At 52.2% G+C, this 21,848-nt stretch carries 21 protein-coding genes and 1 tRNA gene; 15 read left to right on the top strand and 7 right to left on the bottom strand.

What is annotated here, in order from left to right; all coding sequences use genetic code 11:
- The 4 genes from feoB (at position 1) to DKB62_RS01920 (ending at position 4,651) form a co-directional block, all read left to right on the top strand.
- Complete coding sequence (gene feoB, locus DKB62_RS01935) at positions 1–2,373, top strand: ferrous iron transport protein B (protein ID WP_107195905.1); 2,373 nt, start codon at positions 1–3, stop codon at positions 2,371–2,373.
- A 52-nt stretch (positions 2,374–2,425) separates the two neighbouring features.
- Positions 2,426–2,647: a FeoB-associated Cys-rich membrane protein gene (locus tag DKB62_RS01930; RefSeq protein WP_240320129.1), complete on the top strand. Its 222-nt coding sequence runs from the start codon at positions 2,426–2,428 to the stop codon at positions 2,645–2,647.
- A 209-nt stretch (positions 2,648–2,856) separates the two neighbouring features.
- The gene (locus DKB62_RS01925) at positions 2,857–3,642 is read left to right on the top strand and encodes an electron transfer flavoprotein subunit beta/FixA family protein (RefSeq protein ID WP_087477099.1); all 786 of its coding nucleotides are present in this window, start codon (positions 2,857–2,859) and stop codon (positions 3,640–3,642) included.
- Between the two features lie 13 nt (positions 3,643–3,655).
- On the top strand, positions 3,656–4,651 hold the full coding sequence (locus tag DKB62_RS01920) for an electron transfer flavoprotein subunit alpha/FixB family protein (protein WP_087477098.1): 996 nt from the start codon (positions 3,656–3,658) through the stop codon (positions 4,649–4,651).
- 109 nt (positions 4,652–4,760) lie between these two features.
- Here DKB62_RS01920 and DKB62_RS01915 read toward each other — a convergent pair whose 3' ends face one another.
- The 4 genes from DKB62_RS01915 to DKB62_RS01900 form a co-directional block, all read right to left on the bottom strand.
- A complete protein-coding gene (locus tag DKB62_RS01915) occupies positions 4,761–5,045 on the bottom strand; it encodes a DUF6506 family protein (RefSeq protein ID WP_087477097.1) in 285 nt (94 codons plus the stop codon).
- A 141-nt stretch (positions 5,046–5,186) separates the two neighbouring features.
- Positions 5,187–6,005, bottom strand: a complete 819-nt coding sequence (locus DKB62_RS01910; protein ID WP_198643477.1) for an aldo/keto reductase — start codon at positions 6,003–6,005, stop codon at positions 5,187–5,189.
- Positions 6,006–6,056: 51 nt separating this feature from the next.
- Entirely contained in the window at positions 6,057–7,199 is a 1,143-nt protein-coding gene (locus DKB62_RS01905; protein WP_232818782.1) for an alpha/beta hydrolase, read from the bottom strand.
- Between the two features lie 10 nt (positions 7,200–7,209).
- Entirely contained in the window at positions 7,210–7,464 is a 255-nt protein-coding gene (locus tag DKB62_RS01900; RefSeq protein ID WP_107195907.1) for a hypothetical protein, read from the bottom strand.
- A gap of 179 nt (positions 7,465–7,643) precedes the next feature.
- Here DKB62_RS01900 and DKB62_RS01895 point away from each other — a divergent pair, with 179 nt between their 5' ends.
- On the top strand, positions 7,644–8,546 hold the full coding sequence (locus tag DKB62_RS01895) for a LysR family transcriptional regulator (RefSeq protein WP_107195908.1): 903 nt from the start codon (positions 7,644–7,646) through the stop codon (positions 8,544–8,546).
- Between the two features lie 52 nt (positions 8,547–8,598).
- On the opposite strand, the gene DKB62_RS01890 is transcribed toward DKB62_RS01895, so the two are convergent.
- On the bottom strand, positions 8,599–8,865 hold the full coding sequence (locus DKB62_RS01890) for a hypothetical protein (RefSeq protein WP_107195909.1): 267 nt from the start codon (positions 8,863–8,865) through the stop codon (positions 8,599–8,601).
- A 326-nt stretch (positions 8,866–9,191) separates the two neighbouring features.
- Positions 9,192–9,275 (bottom strand) — tRNA-Leu (locus tag DKB62_RS01885).
- A gap of 252 nt (positions 9,276–9,527) precedes the next feature.
- Between DKB62_RS01885 and DKB62_RS01880 the strand changes: the two genes are divergently transcribed.
- The 7 genes from DKB62_RS01880 (at position 9,528) to DKB62_RS01850 (ending at position 17,353) form a co-directional block, all read left to right on the top strand.
- Positions 9,528–10,151, top strand: coding sequence for an ECF transporter S component (locus tag DKB62_RS01880; RefSeq protein ID WP_232818783.1), 624 nt, complete (start codon positions 9,528–9,530; stop codon positions 10,149–10,151).
- 231 nt (positions 10,152–10,382) lie between these two features.
- Entirely contained in the window at positions 10,383–11,435 is a 1,053-nt protein-coding gene (gene mnmA, locus DKB62_RS01875) for a tRNA 2-thiouridine(34) synthase MnmA (protein WP_107195910.1), read from the top strand.
- A 28-nt stretch (positions 11,436–11,463) separates the two neighbouring features.
- On the top strand, positions 11,464–13,266 hold the full coding sequence (gene lepA, locus DKB62_RS01870) for a translation elongation factor 4 (RefSeq protein ID WP_087477092.1): 1,803 nt from the start codon (positions 11,464–11,466) through the stop codon (positions 13,264–13,266).
- Positions 13,263–14,384, top strand: coding sequence for a radical SAM family heme chaperone HemW (gene hemW / locus DKB62_RS01865; protein WP_107195911.1), 1,122 nt, complete (start codon positions 13,263–13,265; stop codon positions 14,382–14,384). The genes lepA and hemW overlap by 4 nt, the downstream gene beginning before the upstream one ends.
- A 252-nt stretch (positions 14,385–14,636) precedes the next feature.
- Complete coding sequence (rpsU, locus tag DKB62_RS01860; RefSeq protein ID WP_087477090.1) at positions 14,637–14,816, top strand: 30S ribosomal protein S21; 180 nt, start codon at positions 14,637–14,639, stop codon at positions 14,814–14,816.
- 26 nt (positions 14,817–14,842) lie between these two features.
- Positions 14,843–15,289, top strand: coding sequence for a GatB/YqeY domain-containing protein (locus DKB62_RS01855; protein WP_087477089.1), 447 nt, complete (start codon positions 14,843–14,845; stop codon positions 15,287–15,289).
- Between the two features lie 162 nt (positions 15,290–15,451).
- A complete protein-coding gene (locus DKB62_RS01850) occupies positions 15,452–17,353 on the top strand; it encodes a type I glutamate--ammonia ligase (protein ID WP_095630163.1) in 1,902 nt (633 codons plus the stop codon).
- Between the two features lie 73 nt (positions 17,354–17,426).
- On the opposite strand, the gene DKB62_RS01845 is transcribed toward DKB62_RS01850, so the two are convergent.
- The gene (locus DKB62_RS01845; protein WP_087477087.1) at positions 17,427–18,179 is read right to left on the bottom strand and encodes an exodeoxyribonuclease III; all 753 of its coding nucleotides are present in this window, start codon (positions 18,177–18,179) and stop codon (positions 17,427–17,429) included.
- A gap of 179 nt (positions 18,180–18,358) precedes the next feature.
- On the opposite strand from DKB62_RS01845, the gene DKB62_RS01840 reads away from it, so the two are divergent.
- From DKB62_RS01840 to DKB62_RS01830, 3 genes are all read left to right on the top strand, one after another.
- A complete protein-coding gene (locus tag DKB62_RS01840; RefSeq protein ID WP_087477086.1) occupies positions 18,359–19,996 on the top strand; it encodes a phosphoglucomutase in 1,638 nt (545 codons plus the stop codon).
- A gap of 202 nt (positions 19,997–20,198) precedes the next feature.
- A complete protein-coding gene (locus DKB62_RS01835; protein ID WP_087477085.1) occupies positions 20,199–20,471 on the top strand; it encodes an ACT domain-containing protein in 273 nt (90 codons plus the stop codon).
- Positions 20,472–20,483: 12 nt separating this feature from the next.
- On the top strand, positions 20,484–21,842 hold the full coding sequence (locus DKB62_RS01830; protein WP_087477084.1) for a PFL family protein: 1,359 nt from the start codon (positions 20,484–20,486) through the stop codon (positions 21,840–21,842).
- Positions 21,843–21,848 lie beyond the last annotated feature (6 nt).

The raw sequence follows: 21,848 nt of genomic DNA, 5'->3' as shown, positions 1-21,848 counted from the left end.
ATGGAACAAGCAGGAAAGATAAAAATCGCCCTTGCCGGTAATCCTAACTGCGGGAAGACGACAATTTTTAACAACATCACAGGCGCGAAGCAGCACGTAGGGAATTACCCCGGCGTTACAGTCGAAAAGAAGGAAGGCCATTGTTCTTTCGGCGGCAAAGAATTATTGTTTGTCGATTTGCCGGGCACATACAGCCTGACGGCTCGCTCTCTTGACGAAGTCGTAGCCAGAAACGTCATCATCAATGAAAAACCTGATATTATCGTAAACGTATTGGACGCGTCCAATTTGGAACGCAACCTGTACCTGGCTGCTCAGCTCGTTGAATTAGGCCGTCCTGTCGTCGTGGCCCTGAACATGATGGATATTGCCGAACGCATGGGCGTCAAAATTGATTTAAAGAAATTGGGCGAAGAGCTCGGCGCCGTCGTCGTTCCCCTTATCGGCAGCAAAAATATAGGTACGAAAGACCTCTTAGTAGTTATTGCCGATGAGAATAAGACGCAAAATCTTGTTAATGCTAAAGTGGATTACGGCGCAGACGTAGAACCGTATGTCCAGGAATTGACGGATGCTATTAATAAAACCGGCATCATTGATTATCCTATCCGCTGGCTGGCGGTCAAGCTGCTGGAAAACGATTCGGACGTCGTGGCTAAGATTAGAAGTATGGACGGGATGCAGAATATCCTCAACTTAGCGTCGAAGATGCGCAACGACTTGAAGGATAAAATCGATTTGGATTTCTATTTTGCCCAATGCCGCCATCAGTTTGCCGTACAGGCCTTCAATCATTCCGTCATCGCTGTCGGGACAGGTGATACGTTGTCCGATAAAATCGACCGCGTCCTGACGCATCGGGTGTTAGGCATTCCTATTTTCCTGGCGTTGATGTGGGCCATGTTTACGGCCGTTATCGATATCGGCGCCTATCCGCAGGAATGGTTGGATACGCTGTTCGGCATGCTTGGCGACTGGCTTAGCGGCGTCATTGCCGACGAACAGATTCGCTCCCTTGTCGTCGACGGCGTCGTCGGCGGTGTCGGTTCGGTTATGAGCTTCGTGCCCCTTATCGTTATCTTGTATTTCTTTATCAGTTTGCTGGAAGACACGGGGTATATGGCCCGCGCCGCCTTCCTCATCGACCGCGTCATGCGCGCCATGGGGCTGCACGGCAAGTCCTTTATCCCGATGATCCTCGGCTTTGGCTGCACCGTTCCGGGCATTATGGCCGCTCGTACGCTGGACAATGAAAAGGATCGCCTCGTTACGATTTTCGCTGCGCCCTTCATGAGCTGCGGCGCTCGCTTACCTGTCTATACTTTGCTCATCGCGGCCTTTTTTGGAGCCTCCGGAAACGGCGGTACCGTCTTATTTGGCATTTACCTGTTAGGGATTATCGTTGCGATTTTAGTTGCCGTCGTACTCCGTCATACTCTTTTTAAAGGTGAAAAAGAACCTTTCGTCATGGAATTGCCGCCCTATCATATTCCGACGGTAAAAGACGTGCTCATGCATATGTGGGAACGGAGCGTATTGTACCTGAAAAAAGCCGGTACCTTTATTCTCGGCGCGTCCATCATCGTTTGGTTCTTAACAGCTTATCCCATGGACGTCGAATACTCTCAGGATTTTGAAGCGGCCCGGGCAAACGTAGAAGAACAGATGGAAGTACAGCAGGCTGCCGTCCTTCAGGGCTACGGCATCGCTTCTCTGGAAGATAATGCGGAATTAAACGGTATGTATGAATCGATGATTGCGGCGGCGGAAGCTCCGGAAGAAGCGGAAGGCGAAGAAGCTGCATCTGAAGAAACGGTTGCGGCAGAAGAACCTGCATATCCTGCCGGCTTTGCCGCCTTACAGGAACAGAATCCGGCCGTATATGCTCAGGCCTTGCCTCTGTATGATTTGAAGGTTGCCGCCGACGACAATATCGCCCTTCTCGACGAACAAGAAGCGTCGGAAAAAATTTCTCAAAGCTATGCTGCTACAATTGGTCATTTTATTGAACCGGTCATCGCGCCTCTCGGCTTCGACTGGAAGATCGGCGTAGGCATCGTCGCTTGCTCGGCTGCGAAAGAAGTCATGGTTTCTACGCTGGCTACGATTTACAGCGTACAGGCTGACGAAGAAGACCAGGAAAACCTCGTTACGTATCTGCAGGAAGACCCGAGCTTTAACCCGGCTGTCGGCTTGGCCCTGATGGTATTTACCCTGCTGTACATGCCCTGCGTCGCGGCCATGGCGGTCATCAAGCGCGAAACAAACTCCTGGAAGATGCTGTTCCTCTTAAACGGTATGTGCGTCGTTCTCGCCTATGTATTGGCATTCGTTACGTATCATGGGTCCTTACTGCTTGGCTTAGGCGCATAATATATTCTATACTATATGCAAATGGTGGTTGGCGCCTGGCGTCGGCCACTATTTGCACATCTATTATTTGCAGAAGGGAGCGGGTATCATGACCCTTTCCAATATTATCATCGCCGTCGTCGTACTGGCTGCCGCGGCATACATCCTTCGTCATGTTATCGGTTTATTTAAGGGAACGAAAGGATGCTGCAGCGGCGGATGCTCTGGAGGCTGCCCGTCGTGCTGCGCGGCGGAGAAAAAAAGTTCGGAGAAGCAAAAGCCAGCGGAAAAATAAGAAAAAAGGCTTTGGAGATACTCTCCGAGGCCTTTTTCCTTATGGCTGTGCAGGCAGTTTTTGTATAGGAGGATTTGAAAATTTCCTGCTAGGTATATTTTTTGTAAAACTAATAAATAATATCTATTATTAGTTGATTATTTTTTAAAACTATGGCATAATATAAAAAGAAACAGACAAGTATTCAGCAACACGAAGGAGGTTCGAATATGAATATCGTAGTTTTGGTAAAACAAGTACCTGCCGTTTCAGATATCCAAATCGACGCAAAGGACCATAATCTTGTCCGCGTCGGCGCTCCGTCCATGCTCAACCCCGTGGATATGAACGCTATCGAAGCGGCTGTAGCCGTTAAAGAGGCTGTCGGCGGCACCGTTACCCTCGTGACGATGGGGACGGCCCTGGCCGGCGAAGTCATGCGTCAGGGCATCGCTATCGGCGCAGACAAAGGTGTTCTCGTTTCGGATGAACGGATGGCAGGCTCAGATACATTGGCAACAGGAAAAATTTTGGCGAAAGCGATTGAAAAAATCGGCGGTGCTGACTTGGTCATTACAGGCAAGCGCTCGACCGATGGCGATACGGGCCAGATTCCTCCGGCTGTGGCCCAGCATCTGGGCATGTCCCTCTTGTCCTATGCCGAATCGATCGCTGTCGACGGCGGCGTCGTCAAAGGCACGCGCAAAGTCAACGGCGGCATCGAATCGGTAGAAGTTACCTTGCCGGCGGTCTGCTCGGTCATGGAAACGATGAACACGCCGCGCCAGCCTAAGGTCAGAGGCACGATGATGGCGAAGAAAGCCGTATTCGATGTCCTTCGCCTGGAAGATTTGGGCCTGGACGCTCAGGAAGCAGGCAAAGCCGGCTCGGCTACGCAGGTTACGGAACTGTTTGCTCCCGAGCCTCATCCCGTCGGCACGATGATCAGCGGCGCTACAGCTGCTGAAGCCGCCAAGAATCTCGTCGGCACATTAGCGGAAAAGAAATTGTTATAAGGAGGGCCGTATCATGGAATTGAAACAAAATGTCTGGGTTTACGTCGAAGTCGCAGATGGAAAGGTAAGCCCCCTCAGTGCTGAATTATTGGGCAAAGGCCGTGAATTGGCCGATGCCCGCAACAATACATTAGTCGGCCTCGTCGTAGGCGATGAAAAGGCCGCGCAGGATGTGATTTCCTATGGCGCCGACGCCGTCGTAGTCGTCAACAATCCCGAATTGGCGGCCTTTGATTCGGTATTATACACGAAGGCCGTAGAAGAAGTCGCTAAAAAATACGAACCGAGCGTTATCCTCATCGGCGCGTCCAATAACGGCCGCGATTTGGGCGGCCGCTTATCTGCCGCAATGAATTTGGGCCTCGTCGCCGACTGCATCGACGTCCGCTATGAAGGCGACGACGATACGCTGACCTGGATTCGTCCGGCCTATACGGGCAAGCTGTTCGTCAAGATTTTGACGACGACCCGTCCCCAGCTGGCTACGATCAGCGACAAGATTTTCCGCGGCAATGGATTCGACGACAGCCGCAGCGGTGAAATCATTACGGAAACCGTTGATTTGGGCGGCTTGAAGGCCGTACAGAAGGTCACGGCTTTCGAAGCGCTGCCAGCCGACGTTGCGGAACTGAGCCTGGAAGAAGCAGAAATTGTCGTCGGCGCAGGCCGTGGCGTAGGCGATGAAGAAGGCATGAACAAGGTAAAAGCCTTCGCTGAAGCGATCGGAGCCGGATTCGGCGTATCGAAGCCCCTCGTCGACAACGGCTGGGCCTTGCACGATATTCAGATCGGTATTACAGGCAAGAAGATTGCGCCGAAGATTTACATTGCTCTCGGCGTATCCGGCGCGATTCAGCATAAATTAGGCGTTCAGGATTCGGACATCATCATTGCCGTCAACACCGATCCCGACGCTCCTATTTTCCAGTTTGCTCATTACGGCATCGTCGGCGACCTCTTTGAAGTCATGCCTGTACTGGAAGAAGAAATCAAAAAGATGAAGGCCTGATAGCTGACTGACGATTCGTCGGCAGAGGCCGATGATACAGAACTTCATATGAGACGATAAAAAATGGACTGCCCGTCATGCGCTGGCAGTCCATTTTTTATCGTTCCTATTATGCGGAGAAGGTAGCTTGATACAAGGCTTCCTGCTCGGGAAGGTGCGTTGCAAAGCCGATGGGAATGGTATTTCCCGTCGCGTCGATGATTTTCTTGGCATTCTCCGGCCCGAAGGCTCCGCACAGCTCAATGCAGCTGATTCCTTGTTCCTGCAATTCTTTGGCGACGGCAATCGCGTCCTGCACGTCGGCGACGCCGATTACCTGTATCATGCCGTCGTGTATGGCGGCGCGGTCCGTCCGGCTGTCGAACGGGCCCATTACTAAGTATGCAAATGTCATGGCAGCCTCCTGTAAATTAATGAATATGCATTTAGTATGGCCTGCGGCGGCGCAGGTTGTCAAGAAAAACGACAAAGAAGAGAATCGTGCTCGTTCTTTGCCGTTTAGTTGTGCATGATAAGTTTTATGATGACATTGCGTCTAATCGTACCAGCCGAATAAGCTGCGTTCGCCTTCTAGGGACTGAATTTGCCGCAAGTCCTCGTCGGATAAGGAAAAATCGAAAATGTCGAGGTTTTGTTTCAGCCGGCCGGCATGGCCTGACTTGGGAATGACGACGACGCCGCGCTGGACGAGGAGGCGCAGGCCGACTTGAGCCACCGTCTTGCCGTACTTTTTGCCGATGGACTGCAATATAGGATTGGTAAAGAAATGGTTCTTTCCGGCCGCAAAGGGGCTCCATGCTTCCATGCGCGTGCCGTGTCGTTCGAGTACGGCCTGCAAATGCTTTTGCTGATAAAAGGCGTGGGCTTCTACTTGATTGACTGCCGGAATGACGCCGCAGGACTGAATGAAGTTTAAATAGCGGGCGGCGCTGAAATTGGAAATGCCTAAAGCCCTGATTTTACCGTCTTCATAGGCCTCTTTCATGGCTTCATACATCTCGAGGGACGAGCTGTAAGGCTCGTGGATCAGCAGCAGGTCGATATAATCGGTTTGCAGAGCTTTGAGGGATTCCGAAATAGCCGCTTTGGCCTTTTTATACGTCGTTGTCGGTGAATAGAGCTTCGTCGTGATAAATACTTCTTCCCGCGGCACGCCGCAGGCTTTCAGGGCATTGCCCAGTTCTCGTTCGTTGCCGTACATCTGGGCCGTGTCGAACAGGCGGTAACCCAGGTCGACGGCTTCGCAGACGGCGCGCTCGCAGTCCGCGCCGTGGAGGGCGTAGATACCCAGGCCTAATATCGGCATGGATACGCCGTTATTCAGGATTATAGAGGGAATGGCAGTCGTATGCATCGGTAATACCTCCCTTGACGTCTGTACAGATGCAGTGGTGAAACGAGATAATTAGGATAAATTGGCTCGGAAAAATTCCGTCATTTTATCAAAGGGAATCACGTCGGTTTTATCATATAAATCGGTATGAACTGCGCCGGGGATGATCAGGAGTTCTTTATTATCGCCCTTTAATTTGGCATAGGCGTCGCGGCTGAAGTAGCACGAATGGGCTTTTTCGCCATGGAGAATCAGGACGGCATTGCGGATTTCATCGGCATACTGCAGGATGGGCATGTTCAGGAACGACAGGGACGACGTGACGTTCCAGCCGCCGTTGGAATTGAGCGAACGGGGATGATAGCCGCGGCTCGTCTTGTAATAATCGTAGTAATCTTTTACGAAGAAGGGGGCGTCGGCTGGAAGTTCGTCGGGAAGTCCGCCGGCTAAGGCATAGGAGCCTTTTTTGTAATCTTCCGTGCGCTGGGCGTTCAAGGCTTTGCGCTTTGCGTAGCGCGCTTCTTCGCTGTTTTCAGCGTCGAAATAGCCGTTGGCCGTCACGCGGGTCATATCGTACATCGTCGAGGCGACGGTTGCTTTGATGCGCGTATCGATAGCCGCGGCGTTCAGGGCCATGCCGCCCCAGCCGCAAATGCCGATGATGCCGATTTTTTTCGGGTCGACGTTATCCTGAACGGAGAGAAAATCGACGGCAGCCTGGAAGTCTTCTGTGTTGATGTCCGGCGAGGCGACGTATCTCGGCTGGCCGCCGCTTTCGCCGGTAAAGGACGGGTCGAAGGCGATGGTCAGGAATCCTCGTTCGGCCATGGCCTGGGCGTACAGGCCCGCAGCCTGTTCCTTGACGGCGCCGAAGGGCCCGCAGACGGCGATGGCCGCTAACTTGCCTTTATAGCGCTTCGGTTCGTACAGGTCGGCGGCGAGGGTAATGCCGTAGCGGTTGTGGAATGTGACTTTGCGGTGGTTGACCTTATCGCTTTTGGGGAATGTTTTATCCCATTCTTGTGTTAATGTCAATTGTTCTTCCATATAGGTTGCCTCCCTTGTAAGTTGTCTTTTCATTTCATTTTGCGTCTTTGCAGCCGGCGACGCGGCCGCATCTGCTGTGTCGTCGGCGGCGAAACTCGTCGCGCAGCCGGCGAACGCCATGACGGCCAGGGCTATCCGAAGTTTCTTAGCTAAAGTTGTTCGTTTCATATGTACCTCCTCATACATGTTCATCAGTCGGCTTGTCCTCTTTTTTCATGGCGTAGACCATGTAGTCGAGGCAGTCGATTTTATACTGCGTATGATGTAATTCCTCGAGCAGCTCCGCCCGATGGCGAGCCAGCAGCAGATACTGTTCCTTTCGCTTTTTTTGCTGAGATAGGCTGAGAAATTTCTGAATCAGGGAAGGGGCGAATCCGGCGTCGGACAGATTCCGTTGTATCTTGAATATATCGGTTTCTGCGGCTGCGGTCATTCGAGGTCACCTCCTTGCTGTCTTTATTGTAACGCCGATGCGGATATATAGCTAATGCTTTGATTTTATCTCATGATATACTTGACAGGCATTTCATAAGAGGCCATAATGAAAATTAAAAGAAGAACTTAAAGATATATAAAGAACACGACGGCAGCAGTGATAGAGGAGGAGAGAGCATGGAACTGAGAGTGCTTCGGTATTTTTTAGCCGTAGCCCGCGAGGGGAACATTACGGGGGCGGCAAATTTTCTTCACCTGACGCAGCCGACATTGTCGCGGCAGATTAAGGACTTGGAAGAAGAATTAGGCTGCCAGCTCTTGGTGCGAAAAAGCCATCGCGTCGTCCTTACGCCGGAAGGGATGCGGCTGCGCAAACGGGCGGAAGAAATCATTTCCATGGTCGACAAGACGGAAGCAGAGTTTTTGGCCAGGGAAAACGCCGTAAGCGGCGATATTTACATCGGCGGCGGCGAGACGCAGGCTATCCGGCAGATTGCCGAAATCATCCGGGAGCTGCAGGAGGAATATCCAGATATTCATTATCATTTGTACAGCGGCAACGCCGAAGATGTAACCGAACGGCTGGACAAGGGGCTTCTCGACTTCGGCATCCTGATTCAGCCCGCCGATATTTCCAAGTACGATTACATCAATTTGCCCAGCAGGGACCGCTGGGGCGTTATCATGCGAAAGGATAGCCCCATGGCAGCCAAAGAGAGCATTCGGAAAGAGGACCTTCTCGACGTGCCTCTCATCTGCTCGCGGCAGGTCATGACACAGCGTCGGACGGAAAATGAGTTTGCCGACTGGTTCGGCGACGATTTTGACAGACTCCATGTCGTGACGACGTTTAATCTCGTGTATAACGCGGCCATTATGGTGGAAGCCGGCATAGGCTATGCCGTGACCCTCGATAAGCTGGCCCATACGTCGGAAGACAGTCCCCTTTGTTTTCGCCCGCTGATGCCGTTATTGGAGTCGGGAATGAACGTCATCTGGAAAAAGTATCAGGTGTTCTCGCCGGCAGCGGAGTTGTTTTTAGAGCGGATGAACGAGGCTTTTGGCAGAGAGTGCTTGTAAAACGGCAAAAAAATACTCTGCAGTGTATGCAGAGTGTCAAATGCTGTATATTTTAATGTATAAATTGAAGATGCCTCATTTCATGGACTGCCTTATTCATGAACAACGCGGCAGCAATCAAGGAAATACCGGAGCCGGCTGCGGATACGAAAATATTGCGGAAGGTTTGCGATACGAGGGAGAAGACTCCTAATGCATGCAACATGCCGTTCATGACGAATTCGATGGCGATACAGGACACAAAGAGGGTGATGAAAAATACGGCTACGGACACCGGCGAAATTAATACGTAAGGCAATATAAATTTAGCGAATTTCATAAGGCATTCCTCCTAAGAAAACCATTTCAGTACTATATCGCTGCGCAGTATAGGATGTTCCTATAGTATATACCTGTTTTCTCAAAATGTCTATAGTAATTGAGAATAAAATTGATATGAATTTTGAGAATAACGAGATACGATGTGGGCATATTAGTATATGGAAAAAAGGCTATTTTTAGGATTGCAACGACGGCAGCACCGGTGCGGGAGAATATGAGGATTGCTGATGCTCTGGTGATGGGGTCAAAATGATGTCAAAGACACCAGATTTTATGATGTCAACGAAAAAAGGCAGAACCAGCAACTGCTGATTCTGCCTTGCATGGTGCGAGTGAAGGGACTTGAACCCTTACGTCGTACGACGCCAGATCCTAAGTCTGGTGCGTCTGCCATTCCGCCACACTCGCTTATATGACAGGCAATAGTTTACCATATTTCGGACTTCTTTTCAAGCTTGTGGCAATTTTCACAAATTTTGCAAAATCTATTGGCAAGGGACAGCAAGTATGATATACTACGCATGGCTGTTGCAGGTCTGTATGCGTTATGGTCCGGTTGGCATCGGAAGAGCGGGACTGGAAGAGGGCCTGAAAGCAGTGCTGTGATACGATATGCGACTTGTATCTTTGTTTTGAAGAGCGAGAACGGAGGAATTATGTATGCAAAAAGAAATGGGTGTCAAAGCGCCGGGCGGCGTCCGTAAACGGGCCTTGCTGACGACGCGGGAGCTGACTATCGTCGGCATGCTGTCGGGAATTACGATGTTGTTAGGCCTGACGGGGTATGGATTCATTCCCCTGCCGCTGATGAAAGCGACGATCCTGCATGTGCCTGTTATTATCGGCGCTCTGGTAGCCGGGCCGCGCGTCGGCGTTATGGTTGGCTTTATCTTCGGCTGTTTCAGTATTTTTCAGGCGATTACGACGCCTGTCGTATTGTCCTTCGCCTTTTTAAATCCGCTGATTTCCGTCGTTCCCCGCGTACTGATCGGCTTGGGGACCTATTATGTGTATAAAGCCGTATGGAAGGCGATTCACAAGGAATCGTTCAGTCTGGCTGTTGCCGGCTTTACCGGCTCGGTCATCAATACGGTCGGCGTTATGGGCGGTATTTACCTGATTTATGCAAAGGACTTTGCCGAGCTCCGCAATATTCCCTTGGATAACGTCGTCAACATCATCGTAGGCGTCTGCCTGTTCAACGGGATTCCCGAAGCCGTGGTGTCGGCCATTATTACCGTGCCGGTGGTCATCGTGCTGAAAAAGGTTATAAAAAACAGATAAGATGTGATTTTCAAAGGGCTGCGCTGATGCGGCCCTTTTTTATGCGGCTGTTACTAGCCACTGCCAATATATTATGATATTATTAATAATAGGCTTCAATACAGGAAGCTTTGACTACTATGTGGTACACTAGCGGCGGCTCCTGGAGCAAACGGGCGCCGGCCGCTGTATTGTCTTGCAGAGACGGCAGATACGGCAGAGCCGCGTCGTGCAAAAAGGGGGGAATATACCATGCAGAAACGAGTTGCCGTTGCCATGAGCGGCGGCGTGGACAGTTCCGTTACAGCGGCGCTGCTGAAACGAAAGGGATATGATGTCATCGGCATTACGATGCGCTTGTGGGATGGCGAAGCGGCGGAAAAAAGCGCCGCCGATGCCAAGGCTGTAGCCGATATATTGGGAATTCCCCATGACACGCTGGACTTTAGCGACACCTTCCGGCGCGATGTCGTAGAATATTTTATCGACGCTTACGGTCGGGGAAAGACGCCCAATCCCTGCGTTGCCTGCAATCGGTGCGTTAAATTTGGCCGGCTGTGGGACGAAGCGCGCCGTCGAGGCGCCGACCTGCTGGCGACGGGGCATTATGCCCGCACGGCCTACGATGCGGAACGGGGCGTGTATACGCTGCTTCGCGGTTCAGACCGGCGCAAGGATCAATCGTACGTGCTGTATCAGCTGACGCAGGATCTGCTTCCCCACGTCTTGTTCCCTATGGCTGATTTTGAAAAAAGCGATACGCGGGCGATGGCGCAGGAATGGGGGTTGCCCGTGTTTAATAAACCGGAGAGCCAGGATATTTGCTTTATTCCCGATAATGACTACAAGGGATTTCTGCGCCGGGAACGGGCCGGCATGTTTAAGGCCGGAAATTTTGTCGATGCAGACGGCCGAGTCGTCGGCCGGCACGAAGGCATTCCGGCGTATACAATTGGCCAGCGCCGCGGCTTGAATTTGGGCGGTCCCGGCGGGCCGTATTACGTTACGGCACTGGATGTGGCTCGTAACCAGGTCGTCGTCGGTTCGAACGACGATTTATTTTCTGCAGAGGTACGGGCCGAAGGCGTATCGTGGGTAGAAGGAGAGCCTGAAGGACGCTTCCGCGCTTTGGGAAAAATACGCTATGCCGCCAAGGAATCGTCCTGCACGGTCCAACTGGAAGAACATGGCCGTATCTGCGTTACCTTCGACCAGCCCCAGCGGGCGGTCACGGCGGGACAGGCACTGGTCCTGTACGACGCCGAGACGGGCGACCGCGTTTTAGGCGGCGGCATCATTATGTAAATTGAAATACTGAAAGAGGAGAGATAACGTGGCGACAAAATATATTCGCAATTTTTCAATTATTGCCCATATAGACCATGGGAAATCGACGCTGGCCGACCGGCTGCTGGAACGGACAGGAACCGTTTCGCAGCGTGAAATGGAAGATCAGCTGCTCGATACGATGGATTTGGAACGTGAACGAGGCATTACCATCAAAGCCCAGTCGGCGCGTCTCATGTACGATGCGAAAGACGGTCATCAGTACACGCTGAACTTGATCGACACGCCGGGCCATGTCGACTTCAACTACGAAGTATCCCGCAGCCTGGCGGCCTGCGAGGGGGCGCTGCTCATCGTCGACGCAACGCAGGGCGTAGAAGCGCAGACATTGGCAAACGTGTACTTGGCCTTGGAACATGATTTGGAAATCATTCCTATCATCAATAAAATTGACTTGCCCAGCGCCGATCCCGACCGGGTGCGTAAGGAAATTGAAGACCTCATCGGGCTGGACGCGTCGGAAGCTATACTGGTCAGCGCGAAGACCGGCGTCGGCATAGACGACGTGCTCGAAGCGATCGTAAAGCACGTTCCCGAGCCGGCTGACGCTCCCGACAAACCGTTGCGGGCTCTTATTTTCGACTCCCATTTCGACCCGTACAAAGGGGCTATTGCCAACATCCGCATCATGGAAGGCAGCGTCAAGCCTGGCGACCGCATCCGCATGATGGCTTCAGGCAAGGAGTTCGAAGTCATCGAAACGGGCGTTTTCCTGCCGCAGATGTATCCCGTGCCGTCGCTGGAATGCGGCAGCGTAGGCTATTTAGCTGCCAGCATGAAGAACGTTCGCGACTGCCGCGTCGGCGATACGGTGACGCTGGCCGATAATCCGGCGTCGGAAGCCCTGCCGGGCTACCGCAAAGCCGTGCCGATGGTATACTGCGGCTTATATCCCGTTGAAACGAACGATTACGATAACCTGCGCGACGCCCTGGAAAAGCTTCACCTCAACGATGCGGCCCTGTTATTTGAACCGGAGACGTCGACGGCCTTGGGCTTTGGTTTCCGCTGCGGCTTTCTGGGCCTGCTGCACATGGACGTCGTCCGCGAACGATTGGAGCGGGAATACGGCCTGACGCTGATTACGACGGCTCCGTCTGTTATTTACCACGTGTACTGCACGGACGGCACGATGGTTGAGGTAGACAACCCGGCTCTCATGCCGGATATGACGAAAATCGATCATATCGAAGAACCCTTCGTCAAGACGACGATTATCATTCCGAAGGAAATGGTCGGCACGGTCATGGAAATTTCCCAAAATCGCCGCGGCCAGTATGAGACGATGGATTATCTCGATGAAACGAGAGTTTCTCTTGTATATAATCTTCCGTTGTGTGAAATATTATACGACTATTTCGATGTTTTGAAATCGGCGACGCGAGGGTATGCGTCTCTTGATTACGAGCTCAACGGGTATCAGTCCTCGCCTATGGTGAAGATGGATATCCTCATCAACGGCGAAGTCGTCGACGCCCTGAGCGTCATCGTACATCGCGAATTTGCCGCCCGCCGCGGCCGGGCTCTTGTCGAAAAGCTGCGCAGCCTCATTCCGCGCCAGCTGTTCCAGATCCCCATTCAGGCCGCGCTGGGCAACAAGATTATTGCCCGGGAAAACGTCGCGGCCCTGCGCAAGGACGTATTGGCCAAGTGCTACGGCGGCGATATTACGCGTAAGCGCAAGCTGCTGGAAAAGCAGAAAGAAGGGAAGAAGCGCATGAAGCAGTTCGGCACCGTCGAAATTCCTCAGGAAGCTTTCATGGCCGTCCTGCAGGTAGACGACAAATGATCGGCCTATACGTGCACGTCCCGTTTTGCGTCAAAAAATGCCGGTACTGCGACTTTCCGTCGTACAGCGGCGTCGAATCGTATATCGACGCCTACGTCGACGCCGTATGCCGCGAAATCAGCCTGTTTCCCCGCGGGGAGCAGGCTGATACTGTTTATTTCGGAGGCGGTACGCCGTCGCTGCTGCGGGCCGGCCAAATCGGCTCCATCATGAAATGCATCGAGGCGCATTTTGACATTGCCGCTGATGCGGAAATTACAGTGGAGGCGAATCCGGACAGCGTGAGCTGCCAGTACGTCCGCGAGCTGGCGGCTCTTGGCATCAACCGCATGAGTCTCGGCATTCAGTCCTTCGACGATGGCATGCTGCGCTTTCTCGGACGGGTTCACACGGCAGACGAGGGAAAACGAGCTGTGCAGGCCGTTTGGGACGGCGGCGTCAGAAATATTTCCATCGACCTCATGTACGGCCTGCCGGGGCAGACGGAAGAGATGGTCCGCGCCGATATGGAAGTGCTGGCGTCCTTGCCCGTATGCCACGCGTCCATATACAGCCTTATCGTAGAAGAGCATACGCCCTTGTGGGATGATTTGCGCAAAGGCCGCTGCCTTCTTCCGAACGACGAGGAGATAGAACAAATGGGGCAGGCCGTTCATCGGGCTATGCACCGGCTGGGCTTTTCGCACTATGAAATTTCCAGCTATGCCAAGGACGGCTGTTTGTCCCGGCACAACTGCAAGTATTGGCAGTACGAACCGTACGTCGGCTTCGGGCCGTCGGCTCATTCCTTTTATCATGACGAACGCTGGGCTAATATTGCGAATATTCCCCTGTATATCCGCAAGGCCGGCAGGGAAGACGCGGCGGCGGAACGCGTTGTCATTGACCGAAACCGAGCCGTCGAGGACTATTGTTTTTTAGCCCTGCGCATGCGCAAAGGCATTGACTACGCCGATTTTCGGCAGCGCTTCGGCTGTTCTGTAGAAGACGAGTTTGCCGACGTGCTGCATCGTCTTCTGGCACAGAAAATGTTGGAGGCAACGCCGGCCGGCTGCCGCATGACTGCCTTGGGCCGGGATTATGGGAATTACGTATTCAGTCAATTTATTCGCGAGTAGGCGGGATATTACGATATTTTTACTGCAATATAGAGCCTATTTGACAGATTTATGTTGTCTCCATCGTACGATGCTCCTGCCGAAAGGGGATAACAATACGGCGAAACAGCTCATGACTGCTGGCTTTGCGGCCTGTGTAACGATGCAAGGGCGGTCAGTCAGTCCCATTTGACAAAATGACTCATTTTGAGTATAATTTCATTGTGTGCAATAAAAGCACTCCCTAACATAATTTGGAGGGAGGGATAATAGATGGCAGAAATCAAAGTAGGTAAAAACGAAACGTTGGACAGCGCACTTCGCCGCTTCAAGCGTTCTTGCCAAAAGGCAGGTGTTCTCTCCGAAGTACGGAAACGCGAACACTATGAAAAACCGAGTGTACGGAGAAAGAAAAAATCCGAAGCAGCACGTAAACGGAAATACAGAGCATAATCGTCAACAGTAAGAAGGGTGATACCATGTCTCTAAAGGAACAACTGCTTCAGGACATGAAAGACGCAATGAAAGCGAAAGAAGCAGGAAAGACGGCGTTATCGGTGATCCGCATGGTCCGCTCGGCTATCCGCAATACGGAAATCGACGGTAAATGCGAATTAGACGACGCTGGCGTCGGAGCAGTCATTGCGAAAGAAATGAAACAGCGCAAAGAATCGTTGGCAGATTTTGAAAAGGCCGGCCGCGCCGATCTGGTAGAACAGGTAAAGGCAGAAATGGCCGTCCTGGAAAAGTATATGCCCAAGCAGCTTTCGGAAGATGAAATCCGGAAGATCGTGACGGACATCGTCGCCGGAAACGACGGCATGAAGATGGGCGATGTCATGAAGGCGGTTATGCCGCATGTAAAGGGCAAGGCCGACGGAAAAGTTGTTTCAGCTATTGTCAAAGAAATTTTACAACATAATTAGTTTTTATCATAAAATATATTGACAAATAAACTAATTGATTGTATTATTTTAACATGATTTACGACAACAAAATCATGTATGCAAAGTCAAAGAAGACTTCGAACCTATATCTGAAAAGATAGCAGGGGCGGAGTCTTTTTGTATTAAAAGGAGGATGTACCTATGGTAAAAGATGATTTGGTATACGTAATTCCGGCAGGGCAGTATGGCAAGGAAGGCGTGCTGGCGTTATTGGAACAGCACCCGGAAATTAAGTTCGTATCTCTCGTCGGTGTCGATCTGGCCGGCAACGATACGGATGAAAAGATTCCTATTTCCGTATTTTTCGACGATTATGAAAAATTCTTCAACGGCACGGCTGTGCAGACTGATGGTTCTTCTGTCGTACTTCCCGGGATTGCTACATTGTCGGACGCTCGCGTCGATATGAAAGCAGATCCTAGCGTCAACTGGTTCGTAGACTACAACGACGGTAATATCGACCCGGCTACGGGCCGTCCTGTAGGCACACTGCGTATTCCGAGCTTTTTGTGCCATGCGACGGGCTACATCGATTCCCGTTCGATTCTCCGCAATACGACGGATTATGTTGGCGAACAGATATTAGCGCTGATTAAAAAATACGGGATTAAAGGCTTGTCTGTCAACCCCGACGACATCGAAAAAATCGTATTCACGACAGCGACGGAATTGGAATTCTGGGTCAAGACACCGAGCCAGGACGTAGAAACGCGCCTCCTTTCGGCTTCTCAGAAATTGCAGGAACAGTACTGGCAGCGCACGCACGGCGTCGTCCGCACGGCCTTGGAACAGACTGTCGAACGTCTTGAAAAATACGGCCTCAATCCTGAAATGGGCCATAAGGAAGTCGGCGGCATTAAAGCTCAGATTGACGATTCGGGCAAATTGATTTTCGTATTGGAACAGATCGAAGTCGACTGGAAATTTACCAACGATCCCGTACAGACGGCGGACAACGAAATCCAAGCCCGCATCATCGTCCGCGAAGTATTCCGCGAAAACGGTCTCGAAGTTACCTTCCAGGCCAAACCGATTCAGGGTGTTGCCGGCTCCGGCGAACACACCCACTTCGGATTGGGCGCTATCTTAAAGAGCGGCAAATTCGTCAACCTGTTCAACCCCGACGATATGAATGAAGAATTTATGTCGTCCCTCGGCTACGGCGCTATCATGGGCATACTGAAGCACTATGAAGTCATGAATCCCTTCGTTTCGGCGACGACGGACTCGCTGAACCGCTTGAAACCGGGCTTTGAAGCGCCGGTCTGCATCGTAACGTCCCTGGGCGGCGAAACGCCGGACGTTCCGACCCGTAATCGTTCCGTCCTGATCGGCTTAATCCGCAGCGTTGACAGCCCGAACGGAACCCGCTTCGAGCTGCGCGCTCCCAACCCCTTTACCAACACGTATATCGCCATCGCCATGGGCTACCTCAGCGCTCTCGACGGCATTAAGTACGCCCTTTCCAGCGGCAAGACGCCGGCCGAATTGCTGGCTGAGCTGTCTAAGAAACCGGGCGAAGCCGCCGATTATCTGGAAAAAGACCGGGCATATCGCTCTGAAGTCGACGTATTTGAAGAATTCACGGCAGCGGAACGGGACGCCATGTTCGGTAAAGCTCCGCGCACCGTATGGGAAAACTTCAAAGCTCTCGAACTCCATCCGGAAAAATTGGATACTTTGGCCTGCCCGGCTTTTGAAAAGCGCATCATGGAATCGTTTAAATTGGGCGCCCTGAATCGCTGGGCCTTGGAACTGCAGTTCCGTATTATCCCCGACAACTTGTCCAAGGTCATTTCGGCAAAACCGCTGCACATGGAAGCCGATACCAATCCGCTGGAAGCCGAACGGTGGACGAAGATCAACGCCCTCCGCACGGAATTAGGCCGCGATACGGATAAGAGCTTGTCCATCTTCTCCAAGATTAAAAAGGCCTTGGCCGCTAACGACTACGACGCCGCTTCGGACCTCATGGTCGTCATGAATGACAAGATGGATGAACTGACCGATTTGTATTATGAATACTCTCACAACGCATTTTAATAAATAGAAAAATATGCATGCAAATACCCCTGCCGCACCGGCAGGGGTATTTCTATAAAGGCAGGTATACGATTTACTTCAGCACTAATCCGACTGGGCAGTGGTCGCTGCCTGTGATGTCGGTGTAGATTTCGGCTTGTTCTAACCGGCTGTCCAAATCTTTGGACGTGATGAAATAGTCAATGCGCCATCCGGCGTTGTTCTGACGGGCTTTGAAGCGATAGCTCCACCAGGAGTACACGCCTTCTTTGTCAGGATAGAAATAGCGCCACGTGTCTGTAAATCCGGCGGCCAGCAGTTCTGTCATCTTCTGCCGTTCTTCGTCGGAAAAGCCGGCGTTTTTGCGGTTGGTCTTGGGATTTTTTAAGTCGATTTCTTCGTGGGCCACGTTCAGGTCGCCGCACAGCACGACAGGCTTGGTTTTGTTGAGCTCGACGAGATAGCGGCGAAAATCGTCTTCCCAGGTCATGCGGTAGTCGAGACGGGCTAGTTCCGACTGACTGTTGGGGGTGTAGCAGGTGACGAAGTATATGTCATCGAATTCCAGCGTAATCAGGCGGCCTTCATGGTCGTGTTCGTCGATGCCCATGCCGTACGAGCAGGACAGGGGCTTGCGTTTCGTAAAGATGGCCGTGCCGCTGTAGCCCTTCCGGTCGGCGTAGTTCCAATATTGCTCGTAGCCGGGCAAGTCCAGATCAATTTGACCTTCCTGGAGCTTTGTTTCCTGCAGGCAGAAAATATCGGCGTCCAGAGCGGAAAAAACATCCATAAATCCTTTTTTCATTACGGCGCGCAGGCCGTTTACATTCCAGGAAATGCATTTCATGGGTCTTCATCCTTTCTTTGGATAACTTACTGTCGTAATTCAAGAAAATTTGGTATAATAAACATAAAATATTACTTTTGCAGCATGCTGCAAGCAGTAAATGTAAGTTTGCCTTTATATTGCATTCTTATTGTATAGAAAAGCAGTATGCTTGTCAAAATCGAATCAGGTGATCAGAAATGGCAGTACATGAATTAGCAGGAACGAAAGTAAGAAAAGAGGATTATATTGATTTGCAGGCTATTGCGGCGGCCTATGCCAATACTCATCCTGACGTAAGCGATCCGCATCAGCAGGTGCGCTTTGGCACGTCGGGCCATCGCGGACAGGCTGGAAACGGCAGCTTTACGGCCGACCACGTCGCGGCTATTGCCCAGGCTGTCTGCAACTTCCGCAAGCAGTTCGGCGCAGAAGGCCCCTTGTTCGTCGGTGAAGATACCCACTATTTGTCCAAGCTGGCCTATGAAACGGTCTTGGGCGTATTGGCGGCTAACGGCGTTACGGCTTATGTAGACAGCGAAAATGACTTTGTGCCGACGCCGTCCGTATCGCGGGCCATTCTCCGCTACAATGACTGCCGCAGCGAAAAGCTGGCCGACGGCTTGATCATTACGCCGTCCCATAATCCTCCCGAACACGGCGGTATCAAGTACAACCCGATTACCGGCGGCCCGGCAGAATCGGATATTACCAAGGCGATTGAAGCGGAAGCAAACCGCCTGCTGGCCGGCCATAACGCCGAAGTCAAGAGCATGTCCTATGAAGACGCGAAGAACAGCCAGTGGGTCGTGCCGTACGACTACAAGGGACTGTATGTGGCAGAACTTGAATCCATTATCGATATGGACGCTATCCGCGGCGCGAACCTGCGCATTATGGTCAACGCTCTGGGCGGCTCGGGCATGAATTACTGGCACAAGATTTCGGAACAGTATCATATTCCCATCGACTTCGTCAATGATACGTACGATCCGCAGTTTACCTTCATGAATTACGACCATGACGGCAAGGTCCGCATGGACTGCTCGTCGGCATACGTCATGTCGGCCGTTACGCAGAGCAAGGACAAATACGACCTGATTTTAGCCAACGACCCGGACTACGACCGTTTCGGCATCGTTTCCGGCGCGCAGGGCATGATTTCGGCCAACGCTTACCTGACGGTGGCGTCCCACTATCTGATGACTCACCGCAACTTTGCCGGACGGGGTATCGCCAAGACCGTTGTCACGACGGATATGCTGGCCCGCTCGGCGGCTATGCTCGGTATTCCCTGCTACGAAGTGCCCGTCGGCTTTAAATATTTCGGCTCCTTGTACACGGAAGGTAAAATCGCCTTTTCCGGCGAAGAAAGCGCCGGCGGCTCCTTTGTCGCGAAAGACGGCAGCGTCTGGACGACGGATAAAGACGGCATGATCATGTGCCTCTTAGCTGCGGAAATCAAGGCCGTTACGGGCAAATCGCCTATCGACTACTACAATGATTTGTGCGAAAAGCTGGGCCGTCCGTACACGATGCGCAGCGATGCGCCGGCGACGCTGGAAGAAAAGGATCAGATCAGCTCCCTGACGGAAAGCGACGTTACGGAAAAGACCCTGTGCGGCAGTGAAATCAAGGCGGTGCTGTCCAAGTCCCCATACGGCGACTTCGCTATCGGCGGCGTCAAGATCGCGACCGACGACGGCTGGGTAGCGGCGCGCCCGTCCGGTACGGAAGATCTGTACAAGCTGTATGCAGAAAGCTTCGTATCCCAGGAACAGGCGGCGGCGCTGCTGGAAGAAGGCAAGGCGCTGATTTCCAAGGCTTTGGCTAAATAAGACAATACTATACCTTAACGGAAAGAAGAAAGGACGGGCGAAAGCGTGTCCTTTCTTTTCCGGGGAATTTCCGTAAGCGGCGCGGCGAAACGGCGCTATTATGTGGCGCAGCAGTAGAATTTTGCGATTGACTTATGGTATAATAAAGGGCATGGTAGATTAGAAAGAAATTAAAGATATGCAATAAAGGAGTGGAATCCCCATGAAAGTTGTTATCACCGTAGTCGGAGTAGACCGGACTGGCATTATCGCTACAGTAAGCCAGGTCATGGCAGAACACCAGATTAATATTATGACGATAAATCAGGTCATTTTGGACGGTATTTTCAATATGGCGATGATCGTAGACATGGAGCAGTCGACCGTCGATTTGGAAGGCCTTCAGGCTATCCTGCGGGAAAAGGGCGACGCCCTGGGCGTAGAAATCCGGGCGCAGAACCAGGCCATTTTCGATGCGATGCATCAAGTAGGATAAGGAGAACCGGGTATGCTGACAATCCATGACGTATTAGAAACGAATCAAATGATACAGAAGAATAATCTGGACGTCCGTACGATTACGATGGGGATTAGTCTTCTTGACTGCTGTTCCAGCGACGGCAAGGTATTATGCCGCAATATTTACGATAAAATCACGTCGTACGGCGAGAACCTCGTCAAGACGGGCGAAGACATTGCCCGCGAATACGGCGTGCCGATCATTAACAAGCGCGTAGCCGTTACGCCTATCAGCCTGGTAGCCGGAGCCAGCGATTTGACGAATTACGTTGAAATCGCCAGAACGCTCGACAAGGCGGCGAAGGAAATCGGTATCGACTTCATCGGCGGTTTTTCCGCGCTGGTGGAACGGGGCTTTACGGACGGCGACCGCCGTCTCATCGACTCCATCGCCGAAAGCCTGGCCTGCACCGATTTGGTATGCAGCTCCGTTGCCGTCGGCTCGACGAAAGCCGGCCTCAACATGGATGCCATCGCTGAAATGGGCCGGGTATTCAAGGATTTGGCCGAACGGACGAAGGATAAGGATGCCTTAGGCTGCGCGAAATTGGTTGTATTTTCCAACGCCGTTGAAGACAACCCCTTCATGGCCGGCGCCTTCCACGGCGTGACGAACGGCGACTGCTGTGTCAGCGTCGGCGTCAGCGGACCGGGCGTCGTCAAACGGGCATTGGAAAATGTCAAGGGCGAACCTTTCGATGTCGTTGCCGAAACGATCAAGAAGACGGCCTTCAAGATTACCCGCGTAGGGCAGCTCGTCGCCATGGAAGCGTCGAAGCGGCTCAACGTTCCCTTCGGCATCATCGACCTGTCCTTAGCTCCTACGCCGGCTGTCGGCGACAGCGTAGCCGACATTTTGGAAGAAATGGGTCTTGAAAGCTGCGGCGCCTGCGGTACGACGGCGGCTCTGGCTTTGCTGAACGACGCGGTGAAAAAGGGCGGCCTCATGGCTTCGTCCCGCGTCGGCGGCTTGTCGGGCGCGTTTATTCCTGTCAGCGAAGACAAGGGGATGCTGGAAGCCGTCGGCAGAGGCAGCCTGACCTTGGAAAAACTGGAAGCTATGACCTGCGTGTGCTCCGTCGGCCTCGACATGATCGCCATTCCCGGCGATACGTCGGCGGCGACGATTTCCGCTATTATTGCCGATGAAGCGGCTATCGGCATGATTAACAACAAGACGACAGCCGTCCGCGTCATTCCCGTTCCGGGCAAAGACGTCGGCGATACGGTTGAATTCGGCGGCCTTCTTGGCTACTGCCCGATTATCAACGTAAATAAATACAAGTCGGACGCATTTATCGCCCGCGGCGGACGCATCCCTGCACCGATGCGCAGTCTGACAAACTAATGATGT

Source organism: Megasphaera stantonii, from assembly GCF_003367905.1.
In the GTDB taxonomy this organism is placed as follows: Bacteria; Bacillota; Negativicutes; order Veillonellales; family Megasphaeraceae; genus Megasphaera; species Megasphaera stantonii.
The sequence above is the reverse complement of the archived record's forward strand: the minus strand, read 5'-3'. Positions and strand labels throughout refer to the sequence as shown.

Coding starts and splice junctions, on each gene's coding strand:
- feoB (WP_107195905.1), top strand. CDS start 1: ATGGAACAAGCAGGAAAGATAAAAATCGCCCTTGCCGGTAATCCTAAC.
- DKB62_RS01925 (WP_087477099.1), top strand. CDS start 2,857: ATGAATATCGTAGTTTTGGTAAAACAAGTACCTGCCGTTTCAGATATC.
- DKB62_RS01920 (WP_087477098.1), top strand. CDS start 3,656: ATGGAATTGAAACAAAATGTCTGGGTTTACGTCGAAGTCGCAGATGGA.
- DKB62_RS01915 (WP_087477097.1), bottom strand. CDS start 5,045: ATGACATTTGCATACTTAGTAATGGGCCCGTTCGACAGCCGGACGGAC.
- DKB62_RS01910 (WP_198643477.1), bottom strand. CDS start 6,005: ATGCATACGACTGCCATTCCCTCTATAATCCTGAATAACGGCGTATCC.
- DKB62_RS01905 (WP_232818782.1), bottom strand. CDS start 7,199: ATGAAACGAACAACTTTAGCTAAGAAACTTCGGATAGCCCTGGCCGTC.
- DKB62_RS01900 (WP_107195907.1), bottom strand. CDS start 7,464: ATGACCGCAGCCGCAGAAACCGATATATTCAAGATACAACGGAATCTG.
- DKB62_RS01895 (WP_107195908.1), top strand. CDS start 7,644: ATGGAACTGAGAGTGCTTCGGTATTTTTTAGCCGTAGCCCGCGAGGGG.
- DKB62_RS01890 (WP_107195909.1), bottom strand. CDS start 8,865: ATGAAATTCGCTAAATTTATATTGCCTTACGTATTAATTTCGCCGGTG.
- DKB62_RS01880 (WP_232818783.1), top strand. CDS start 9,528: ATGCAAAAAGAAATGGGTGTCAAAGCGCCGGGCGGCGTCCGTAAACGG.
- mnmA (WP_107195910.1), top strand. CDS start 10,383: ATGCAGAAACGAGTTGCCGTTGCCATGAGCGGCGGCGTGGACAGTTCC.
- hemW (WP_107195911.1), top strand. CDS start 13,263: ATGATCGGCCTATACGTGCACGTCCCGTTTTGCGTCAAAAAATGCCGG.
- rpsU (WP_087477090.1), top strand. CDS start 14,637: ATGGCAGAAATCAAAGTAGGTAAAAACGAAACGTTGGACAGCGCACTT.
- DKB62_RS01855 (WP_087477089.1), top strand. CDS start 14,843: ATGTCTCTAAAGGAACAACTGCTTCAGGACATGAAAGACGCAATGAAA.
- DKB62_RS01850 (WP_095630163.1), top strand. CDS start 15,452: ATGGTAAAAGATGATTTGGTATACGTAATTCCGGCAGGGCAGTATGGC.
- DKB62_RS01845 (WP_087477087.1), bottom strand. CDS start 18,179: ATGAAATGCATTTCCTGGAATGTAAACGGCCTGCGCGCCGTAATGAAA.
- DKB62_RS01840 (WP_087477086.1), top strand. CDS start 18,359: ATGGCAGTACATGAATTAGCAGGAACGAAAGTAAGAAAAGAGGATTAT.
- DKB62_RS01835 (WP_087477085.1), top strand. CDS start 20,199: ATGAAAGTTGTTATCACCGTAGTCGGAGTAGACCGGACTGGCATTATC.
- DKB62_RS01830 (WP_087477084.1), top strand. CDS start 20,484: ATGCTGACAATCCATGACGTATTAGAAACGAATCAAATGATACAGAAG.